A 10,475-nucleotide genomic window follows, 5' to 3' on the forward strand; every position below is an offset into this window, starting at 1 on the left:
TCATACAAAAGAGGCTGTATAATCAGCCTCTTTTGTATGAAAATTTTTTTGTATAGAATGGATTATCCGTTAGTTCGCTTCATTTTTCTTAGCGGGTTGGACGTGTTTCAGGGTCTCTTGCAACTTCAGTACTTGGCTTAAAGAGAAGACCAAGATTTATTAAACCAGCAATCCCTACTATTCCGTAGATAATTCGTGCTAATGCGGAACCTTGTCCACCGAATATAGACGCTACTAAATCAAATTGGAAAAATCCAATTAGTCCCCAATTGATGGCTCCGATAATAGTAAAAACAAGTGCTAATCGCTGAATACCACTCATAGTGTATCCTCCTTTTATTTTAAAAATCATTTCTATACTATTTTGCTTGTTCTTTTACGATATATGTACGACTTAAAATTTTTTATGCGGATTTTTTGTATTTAATTGGAATTTTAGTCATAATGGTGAAAAGGGGTGGGGAATATGAAAAATTTTACTTTTAAAAATCCAACAAAAATTATTTTTGGTAAAGGTCAATTGAATACTTTACCGAAAGAAGTCTCCTTTTTTGGACGAAGGGTTTTACTTGTATATGGAGGAGGGAGCATTAAGAGGAACGGTGTATATGAAGAGGTTCTATCTCAGTTAACTCAAATCGATGCAAAAGTGTTTGAGTTGAGCGGAGTGGAGCCAAATCCGCGGATATCAACGGTTCGAAAAGGTGTTGAGCTCTGTAAAAAGGAGGGCATCGAGTTTATTTTAGCTGTTGGCGGAGGAAGTGTAATTGATTGTACAAAAGCCATTGCGGCAGGGGCTAAATATGAAGGAGACCCTTGGGATATTGTTACTAGAAAAACAATGGTCCAAGGTGCTTTGCCATTTGGAACCGTGTTAACATTGGCGGCAACTGGCTCTGAAATGAATTCTGGTTCCGTTATTACAAATTGGGAAACAAAGGAGAAGGTAGGCTGGGGCAGTCCGCATACATATCCACAGTTTTCTATTCTAGACCCTGTTTATACATTTACAGTTCCGAAAGATCAAACGGTTTATGGGATTGTAGATATTATGAGCCATGTGTTTGAGCAATATTTTCATCCAGCAACTTATGCCCCGATACAAGATCGTTTTTGTGAGTCTCTGCTGTTGACGGTTATGGAATCAGCTCCTAAATTATTAGAAAAGTTAGATGACTATGATCACCGTGCGACAATTCTGTATGCAGGTACACTTGCTTTAAATGGTTCGCTTGGGGTTGGTTATCGTGGTGATTGGGCGACTCATAATATTGAGCATGCAGTTTCAGCTGTTTATGATATCCCGCATGGTGGTGGATTAGCCATTTTATTCCCGCATTGGATGAGGCATGTATTACCTGATAATGTAGAACGCTTTAAGCGATTCGCCATCCAAGTTTTTGGAGTGAATCCGGAAGGTAAAACAGATGAAGAAACGGCACTAGAAGGAGTTGCATCGTTGTCTGCATTTTGGCGCAGTTTAGGTGCTCCGACTCGCTTAGCTGACTATGGAATCGATGATGCTCAATTAGAAACGATGGCTGATAAAGCGATGGTCTATGGTGAATTTGGTCAATTTAAAGTATTGAATCGTGAGGATGTTCTGTCTATTTTACGTGCTTCTTTATAAGGCTGATCGTTAGTGATTGCGGTGTTGTTCTTAAGAAGATATCTAGAAGAATGCGTTATATACAAAACTGCTTTTTAGTAAAGAGGTATGGATATAGAGAAGAGGAGGAATAGGAGCATGGCCTATGTACGTTTCGATTATTCAAAAGCGTTGGCGTTTTTTGGACAACATGAAATGACATATTTACAGGATGCTGTAAAACTGGCACATCATTCTCTGCACGAAATGACAGGACAAGGCAATGCGTTTCTTGGTTGGCTCGATTTACCTACTGATTATGATCAAGAAGAATTTTCACGAATTAAAAAGGCAGCTGCTGATATACAACATCATTCAGAGATTTTACTTGTCATTGGAATTGGCGGCTCGTATTTAGGTGCTCGTGCTGCGATTGAAATGTTACAGCATAGCTTCTATAACTCATTGTCTTCGGGGAAAAGAAAAACACCGCAAATTGTATTTGTCGGTCATAATATTAGTTCTACATATATGCAAGATTTAATGGATGTATTAGCAGATAAAGACTTTTCTATTAACGTCATTTCCAAGTCAGGAACGACAACAGAGCCTGCGCTTGCCTTTCGTATTTTCCGTAAATTATTAGAGCAGAAATATGGAAAGAAAGAAGCAAAACAACGTATCTTTGTGACTACGGATCCCGTAAAGGGCGCTTTGAAAAAAGTTGCTACGGAAGAAGGATTGGAAACGTTTATGATTCCAAATGATATCGGAGGGAGATATTCCGTGTTAACGGCAGTCGGTTTATTACCTATTGCTGTTTGTGGAATCAATATTGATGACGTTATGCAAGGAGCAAAGGCAGCTCATAGCGAGCTGCGTTCTTCTGAGCTTGATCAAAATCAGGCCTATCAATACGCAGTTGTGCGAAATATTTTATACCATAAAGGAAAAACAGTTGAAATGCTCGTTAGTTATGAACCAGGTTTACAGTACTTTGCTGAATGGTGGAAGCAGTTATTTGGTGAGAGCGATGGCAAGGACGGAAAAGGGATCTTTCCAGCAGCGGCTAATTTTTCAACTGATCTTCATTCTTTAGGACAATATATTCAAGAAGGACGTCGTCAATTATTTGAAACAGTTATTAAGGTAGAACGAGCGAGGCATGAACTTACTATCGAAGCGCTTGAATCTAATTTAGATGGCTTGAACTACTTAGCTGGTAAAACGATTGATTATGTAAATAATAAAGCGTTTGAAGGAACATTGCTTGCTCATACAGACGGAGGAGTTCCGAATGTAGTACTGACGATTCCGGCGATGGATGCCTATACGTTCGGTTATCTCGTCTACTTTTTTGAAAAAGCATGTGCAATCGGAGGATATCTTTTAGGCGTCAATCCATTTAATCAGCCGGGTGTGGAAGCGTATAAGTTGAATATGTTTGCTCTCCTCGGGAAACCCGGTTATGAAGCTAAAAAAGAGGAGTTAGAGCTGCGCTTATAATGATTTGAAGAGTGTCTTCCGGTGAAGGCACTCATTTTCTTTAAGAGCATGTTTTAAAGGCATTTGGCTACACTAAGAAAAAAATAGGTAGAAGGAGTTTTAGCCATGATTGAAGTTTCATCCAAATTGGAAGGGAAAACATTTAGTTTATGGGATCTAGAACAAAAGCTGAAACCTCTTGGTTATGTAATTGGTGGAAATTGGGATTATGACCACGGTTCTTTTGATTATCTAATTAATGATGAAGATGGTTATCAATTTCTGCGTCTTCCATTCCAAGCTGTTGATGGGACGCTTGATCGTGATGGAGCAAAAGTCAGGCTATTGCGTCCTTATTTGTTAGCACATCAATATGAAGGGAATTTGGATCAGGAAGGAAATATCGGTAATTTTTCTGCCTCCTTTAACCAATTTTCTACTCCAGAAGACCCAGACGCAGATTTCCCAGAGGAGTATATTTCCTATGGGAAATCCCTTATCCAAGATGTAGAAAAGGCATTGCTATAACGTTTAATAACTTTCTGCCATGATTAATAAAGAATCATTCGCTTGTAAGGGGGTGTGAGCAGGGGGTTTAAATCGTCTTTTGCCTCCTCTCATAATGCCAATTAAAAGAATATCCTGCTCTAACAAAAGATTGCTTAATTGCTGAAACGTTAGATGTGCCCATTCATGCTGCATAGCTAGTTCAGCAATATGAATGCCAAACCATTCTCCTTGAATTTCGACCGCTTGTCCCGATAGCAGGAAATGCAGTATATATTCACTAGTGAACTTATTAGTTTCCACTAATCCATCTGCTCCAGCTCTTCTTGCATTCTCTTTCTGTTCTTGGGTTAAAATTTCTACTAGACAATATACATTTGGATTCAAACCTTTTACGGCAAGTAAGGTTAAAATAGAAAACATATCGGTCTGCATTTCGTTCTGCTTAAAATCAGTCGTAATGAGGACCAGAGAGGCTTCTCTTATATTTGCTTTTAATAACACCTCATCTACAGTTGCTCTTCCATGTACAAAATGGATATTTGTTCGTGGAAGAGGATGTTCTCGTAATGTATTGTCAATTAATACAATGGCTTGTTCATGTCTCCTCTCATGAATTTCCTCAATAATTGTTTTTGAACGTTCATTCCATCCGACAATAATATAGTGGTTACTTCCATTAAAAGTTTTTGTGCCGTTTAAAAATTGTTCTTCTTTTGAAATGGCTACTTTAGCAATGGATGCAAAATAGGAGGTAAGAATGCCTACACCAGTTAAAATGAGTATAGTGCCAATTATTCTGCCGACTAAGGTTTTTGGTGCATAATCTCCATAGCCAACTGTTGCTATTGTTACAATTACCCACCAAATTCCATCGGTTATTTTAGGGAAAGTGTCTGGTTCAATTAAATGAATGAGTGTCCCGAATAGAAACAAAAATACGAAAACAATAGATAACAATTTCAATAAATAGGGGATACGTGAAAATTTACGGCTAACAATATTTGTATAAGACATTTTAGAAAATCCACCTTTCGAGCCTTTCCATAGTATGGGCAAAAAAGGAAAGGTTCATAAGGTATAAAACGAATAAAGCCCCCCGTTAGGAGGGAAGGCGAGTGGATTAACTACGCTTTCTAACATTAAAATTATCACTAATGAGCAGCCAATTTTGAGGGAAGGAAAGTCCTAATTTCCAATAGCTCATTCCCCTTAATTTTAATTCTTTCAATAAATCGAATTTTGCCTGAATGGAACGAGCATCTTCAAACCACACTTCATGTTCTTTTCCTTCTTTGTCTTTATAACGAAAATGAGGAGCTTGTGCCTTGTTATCATATTCAATGGCAACCTGATTTGCAGCGGCAATTTGAATAGCTCGTTGGGGACTAACAGCCTTAGCTGTCGTTCCCTGCACGAATGGAAGGGTCCAATCGTAGCCATATGGGTTGTGCCCCATTAAAATTTTTTTTGAAGGCATTTCAGATACGGCATATTCCAATACTTGGCGAACAGGGCCAATCGGTGATACAGCCATTGCAGGACCTCTGCTGTAACCCCATTCATAGGGCATAATTACCACCATATCAACAATTTCACCATGTGCTTTATAATCGTGACTTTCATACCAACGCCCCTTTTGCTCCCTGTTTGTCTTTGGAGCTAAGGAGGTGGAAAGGAGCCAGTCTTCTTTTTGAAAGCGTTCTTTTGCTTTTCGTAAAAATTGATTATATGCTTCTCGATCAGTAGAACGAAGATATTCGAAGTCAAAATGAATATGTTTAAAGTTGTATTTTTGTGCAGTCGTTGCAATGTTATTCAACAGTTTGTTTTGTACAGATGTATTGTTTAATAGGATATAACCAAGCTCTTCGCTAAATTGGCCGTTTTCAAGGTTGTTGATGACCATCATTAAGATTGTCCGATTATCTCTAGCGATGTCTGAGAAATTACTTAGTATCGGTTCCTTTAATGAGCCATCCCGAAGTGCTTGAAAGCTAAAAGGGGCAAGGTGAGTTAAATAAGGAGCACTTTCTATGGCGGATGCTTCTAGCGTTTTTGAAACAGTTTCATCGCGGGACTCCACATAACCGACAAATTCAGCTGTTGTTTTTTGACGAGCTGGGATGTAGAGACGAGTGTTAATGGTTAATTGGGCAGCAGGGGAAATGCCGTTGGCTCTTACAATTTGTTCATATGGAATGCTTGCTTTTTCTGAGATTGTATATAAACTGTCGCCTGGTTGTACGAAATGATAACTGCCGATAATCGGAATGACAAGTGCTTGACCGGTGACAAGATTGTTGGAATTTGGAAGCTGATTTGTTTGAATAATTCTATCGACACCGACGCTATATGTTTGAGCGATGCTAAATAACGTTTGACCTGGTTTGACAACGTGGATTTGCAATGTACTTCCCTCCTAAAACACTACGATATAAGAATTGTATGTGTTTGAATAACGATTCATGATGCATTAATTTGGCAATTATAATTTTTGAATGATGAAAGATAATAGTACTAGGAGGTGATAAACATGGCAAATAACAATAGCAACAACTTATTAGTGCCTGGAGTAGAACAAGCTCTTGAGCAAATGAAGTATGAAATTGCTAGTGAATTTGGTGTGAATTTAGGGCCTGACACAACTTCCCGTGCAAACGGATCAGTTGGTGGAGAAATTACAAAGCGTTTAGTACAAATGGCTGAACAACAACTAGGCGGTCGTTAATTAAACTTAATAAATATGGATTGAAAAAGAAGGAGCATGGTTCTCCTTCTTTTTCCTGTTTGTAAGGATTTGTTGATAATAAAGCGTTTTATAAAGTATAGGATGTTATTATTTTACTTATTGTACATAAAGATTTCAGCAATTTACATTAGACTTTATAGTGAACAAGCGATAGAATCTAGCTATGTAAGTAAAAAATGCTGAGGTGGCAAGATGAATTTATGGGAATTATTTGTAGCCGTTATTTTAGGGCTTGTTGAAGGACTGACAGAGTTTGCTCCTGTTTCGTCAACAGGACATATGATTATTGTCGATGATTTATGGTTAAAATCGCAAGAATTGTTAGGTAGTGAAGTTGCAAATGCATTTAAAGTTGTGATTCAACTTGGTTCTATTTTAGCGGTTGTGGTTTTGTTTTGGGGTCGATTTATGGACCTATTAGGTTTGAAGAAAAAAGAGTCTGTAAACGGTCCGAAGTTGAATTTATTACAAATTTTTGTTGGACTTTTACCTGCCATGGTGTTTGGTCTATTGTTTGAAGATTGGATTGATGAATATTTATTTTCTGTTGAAACGGTTGTAGTAGGTCTCTTTTTTGGAGCATTTTTAATGATTGCTGCAGATAAGTTCCGTCCAAAGGTAACGGCACAAACTGTCGATCAGATTACATATAAACAAGCATTTCAGGTTGGTTTGTTTCAGTGTATCGCCCTATGGCCAGGATTTTCACGCTCCGGTTCAACCATTTCAGGCGGGGTATTACTTGGGATGAGCTACCGAGCGGCATCTGATTTTACCTTTATTATGGCTGTGCCAATTATGGCCGGTGCGAGTTTATTGAAAATGATGAAATATTGGGAGTTATTTACACCTGATATGATTCCATTCTTCATTGTCGGTTTCGTAAGTGCCTTCATTTTTGCGCTTATTTTTATTAGATTCTTCTTACAGTTGATTGATAAAATTAAGCTTACACCATTTGCGATATATCGTATTGTTATCGCTGTTATTTTAATGTTTATTATTTGGTAAAGTGCAAGGGCCTCCCCATTCGGTGAGGCTTTTTTGGCTGTGTGAAACAAGCTTATGTTCATTTCATTATAGCTGAAAAGCGTGTGAGAACACGGTCTCACACAAGCAGGAGTTAAAAATCAACAGCGTATTCCAATAAACATTTTTAGGTCGTTTTAACAAGTGGAACCTATATATATGGAAATAGACAATATTCGGAAAAAGCATTACGATAATAGTAGTTCATGTCGAAAGGTCTGAAGATTGTGAAGTATATTGAGCCATCAGGAAAGTCATTTCGAGTCACCCTTTTAGCGTTATTTCTTGGAAGCTTTGTCACGTTTGCGGATTTATATAGCACACAGCCAGTGATTCCAATGTTTGCTAAACAATTCAGTGTGACGCCGGCTACAGCGAGTTTAACGCTTTCGTTTTCGACGGGGACATTAGCCATTTGTTTGTTGATTGTTTCGTTTTTATCCGAAAAGATTAATCGAAAAAAAATGATGGGGATAGCGTTAACCTTATCTGCTATTTTATCAATATGTGTCGCTTTAACGTCTAATTTGTATACGCTCATTGCTATTCGAGCTTTGCAAGGTGCAGTATTAGCTGGATTTCCAGCAATCGCAATGGCTTATATTAATGAAGAATTTCACCCCAAAAGCTTAGGGTATGTGATTGGAGTATATGTGAGCGGTTCGAGTATTGGCGGACTTTCAGGCCGGTTGATTATTGGAGTATTAACAGATCATTTTTCTTGGCAAGTAGCCATTGGAAGCCTCGGTGTGTTAAGTTTACTCATTAGTGTCGCTTTTTGGTGGATGTTGCCTGCACCTCAACATACAGTTCGTCACTCTATTTCGCTCTCTTGGATGAAGCAATCGTTACTAAATAATTTGAAAAAACGAGAGCTTATTTGTTTATTTCTGATTGCCTTTTTTTTAATGGGCTCGTTTGTTACTGTTTATAATTATGTAGGCATTCCGCTTATGGAACCACCATATAATTTGTCACAAACAGTGATTGGTTTCATTTTCCTTATCTATTTAGTAGGTACATTTAGCTCGACATGGATGGGGAAAATGGCGGATCGGTTTGAACGGACAAAAGTAATGGTATTAGGTATTTTGATTATGGCTGTAGGCGCTCTTGTTACATTAGCTGCTCCTTTAGCATTGAAGATAATCGGTTTAGCATTATTTACATTTGGTTTCTTTGGTGCCCATTCGATTGCGAGCAGCTGGGTGGGGCTGCTTGCGGATAAAACAGAGAAAGCTCAAGCTTCTTCTCTCTATTTATTATTTTATTATGCAGGTTCGAGTATCGTTGGGGCTGTAGGCGGACTATTTCTGCATCGATTCGCATGGCCCGGCGTGATTGCTTCTGTATCCATTTTACTTATGTTGGCTATGATGTGTTCGTTATCGATTGAGAAGGTGAAGAAACGAGCATATTCACGCTTGTTCTGAAATATATTTTCTTGTACTACTAAAATGTAGGATTGGTTGCTGAGAAGTAATCTCAGTTTAGTAGCCAATTTAAGGCTGATAGTATAAGGAGAACAGAGTCTCTGTCTTAAAAGCGAACCAGAGTCGAGTTTTCTAATCAAAAGGGAAGTGTGTGATTGAATCCTAAAGCAATTATTCTAGTATTCTTAGTCGGGGTATTTGTTACACTCACCATTTTCACTTCTGTAAATCCGAGAGGCCTAGAAAAAGTCGTGATTGAAGAAAAATATTATCCTCACTTCGGTGATGGGAAAGCCATTGGGTTTGAAACAGAAAAAGTCATTTCTGTTTCGCAAACAGAAGAAGGGTCAAATTGTGCAATGGATTTTAGTAACGGTGAGACGTTAGAAATCGATTGCGATCGCTATATTAACTATAAAATTGGTGAAACGGTTTATATCACCTATGATAAAAAGGAAGTCATTGAAATTAGACGAAAGCGATAAAAAAGTAGCGAAATTGGCTGCTGAAATGGAGAGCGTGATATGTACGTTTAAAGTATAGGAATGATAGAGGAAAGGGCTGATTAAATGTCAGCTTTTTTGATGTGAATTTTCAGATGAATATTAACTCAAGACAGGAACGATGGTATGGTTGCTCCTGGACAATCTGGATATCTGAAAAGTAAATGGTAGCCTAATCAAGCGGATGATTGGGTGAAAGAAAAGTATCATAAACGGTTTTATACAATCCGAAAGACAAGAAGTTAGTCTGAAAGTCTTGAGAGAAGCGAAGGATAAGAAAAAGGTGAGGAGCTGTTAGTAGCTTCTCGCCTTTTTGTGCTCGTTTCCTTATTTCTGATTAGCCGAGTGTAGAAATATGGGATGAATTCGTGTCAATTTTTATCCTACGCTTACTGTCCTCATCTAGCTGCGGCTCCTAGCCCCTCGAGGTCATAAGGTGAAATGCTTGTCGGGGCTAAACAGTCGCCTCGCTTTTGTAAACCAGACCTACTCAATAAATGCTTTTAATGTATCAAGAGCTTTCGTTTTTTGAAGAGCTGGGCATATTTTCAAGGATAAAATAGCACTTTCAATTAGAAAATAACGGGGAGCATTTTTTAATAGTAATTCTTCTTGGACAAAATCAAGCAATTGCACATATTTTTTTCGCTCTGTATCATTTGGAAGTTTGGCGATTTCTTTTTTTAATGTACCGATGCTTTGGAGTATTTCGTTTTTAGACGATTGTTTATCATTTGAACAATCTGGAAACCAAGTACTGAATTGTTCCGGTGAGATTAGCTGCACTTTTCTTTGGCTCACATCTTCAACAAGTGTTGTTAGCCGGTCCGTACAATAACGAATTAATTCAGTTTCACTAAAATCTAAATTCGTTGTACTGTGATAAAGAGATTGGTGCTGCAAGATTCCGAAAAACATAATGGCGCAATCTAATAAATAGGGTTTCTTGTCTTCACCGAAGATATCTACAAAACGATTATATAACCAGCGTAATTCGAAAAATTTACTTCGTTTAATAAACTGTTTCAATTCTTCATCATTTGAAAAAAACACTTCTTCAACGAGTATGAACAATTTATTTCGTTTATGGGAATGCATGCGTAGTTCCATTTGTTTAATGAAAATTTCTATATCAGCAGGATCTTGTCCAATAAGCAATTCATTTCGTTCTCTTTCAA

11 protein-coding genes are annotated in these 10,475 nt (G+C 37.9%); 7 read left to right on the forward strand and 4 right to left on the reverse strand.

Features of this window, described 5'->3' with window-relative positions:
* Positions 1-88: 88 nt before the first annotated feature.
* Positions 89-322 carry a DUF378 domain-containing protein gene (locus tag V7068_RS03635; RefSeq protein WP_127761880.1) on the reverse strand — a complete coding sequence of 78 codons (234 nt, stop codon included), beginning with the start codon at positions 320-322 and terminating at the stop codon, positions 89-91.
* A gap of 144 nt (positions 323-466) precedes the next feature.
* On the opposite strand from V7068_RS03635, the gene V7068_RS03640 reads away from it, so the two are divergent.
* The 3 genes from V7068_RS03640 to V7068_RS03650 all read left to right on the forward strand — a co-directional run bounded on the left by V7068_RS03640 (position 467) and on the right by V7068_RS03650 (position 3,601).
* Entirely contained in the window at positions 467-1,630 is a 1,164-nt protein-coding gene (locus tag V7068_RS03640; RefSeq protein WP_499711112.1) for an iron-containing alcohol dehydrogenase, read from the forward strand.
* 117 nt (positions 1,631-1,747) lie between these two features.
* On the forward strand, positions 1,748-3,094 hold the full coding sequence (locus V7068_RS03645; protein WP_499711113.1) for a glucose-6-phosphate isomerase: 1,347 nt from the start codon (positions 1,748-1,750) through the stop codon (positions 3,092-3,094).
* Positions 3,095-3,199: 105 nt separating this feature from the next.
* A complete protein-coding gene (locus V7068_RS03650) occupies positions 3,200-3,601 on the forward strand; it encodes a YugN-like family protein (RefSeq protein ID WP_499711114.1) in 402 nt (133 codons plus the stop codon).
* Between the two features lie 3 nt (positions 3,602-3,604).
* Here the strand turns inward: V7068_RS03650 and V7068_RS03655 are convergent, their stop codons facing one another.
* Entirely contained in the window at positions 3,605-4,597 is a 993-nt protein-coding gene (locus V7068_RS03655) for a potassium channel family protein (RefSeq protein ID WP_499711115.1), read from the reverse strand.
* 106 nt (positions 4,598-4,703) lie between these two features.
* Entirely contained in the window at positions 4,704-5,990 is a 1,287-nt protein-coding gene (locus V7068_RS03660) for a glycosyl hydrolase family 18 protein (protein ID WP_499711116.1), read from the reverse strand.
* Positions 5,991-6,116: 126 nt separating this feature from the next.
* Between V7068_RS03660 and V7068_RS03665 the strand changes: the two genes are divergently transcribed.
* The 4 genes from V7068_RS03665 to V7068_RS03680 all read left to right on the forward strand — a co-directional run bounded on the left by V7068_RS03665 (position 6,117) and on the right by V7068_RS03680 (position 9,279).
* A complete protein-coding gene (locus tag V7068_RS03665; RefSeq protein ID WP_119117277.1) occupies positions 6,117-6,311 on the forward strand; it encodes an alpha/beta-type small acid-soluble spore protein in 195 nt (64 codons plus the stop codon).
* Between the two features lie 213 nt (positions 6,312-6,524).
* Positions 6,525-7,343 (forward strand): undecaprenyl-diphosphate phosphatase, encoded by an 819-nt coding sequence (locus V7068_RS03670; protein WP_499711117.1) that lies wholly within the window; start codon positions 6,525-6,527, stop codon positions 7,341-7,343.
* A 245-nt stretch (positions 7,344-7,588) separates the two neighbouring features.
* Positions 7,589-8,794 (forward strand): MFS transporter, encoded by a 1,206-nt coding sequence (locus tag V7068_RS03675; protein ID WP_499711119.1) that lies wholly within the window; start codon positions 7,589-7,591, stop codon positions 8,792-8,794.
* A gap of 155 nt (positions 8,795-8,949) precedes the next feature.
* Entirely contained in the window at positions 8,950-9,279 is a 330-nt protein-coding gene (locus V7068_RS03680) for an HU family DNA-binding protein (protein ID WP_252291542.1), read from the forward strand.
* A 504-nt stretch (positions 9,280-9,783) separates the two neighbouring features.
* Here V7068_RS03680 and V7068_RS03685 read toward each other — a convergent pair.
* A partial coding sequence (locus V7068_RS03685; RefSeq protein WP_499711120.1) for a TetR/AcrR family transcriptional regulator occupies positions 9,784-10,475 on the reverse strand: 692 nt, incomplete at its 5' end.

The sequence above is a fragment of the Bacillus sp. JJ634 genome, assembly GCF_036962285.1.
GTDB lineage: Bacteria > Bacillota > Bacilli > Bacillales > DSM-1321 > Peribacillus > Peribacillus asahii_A.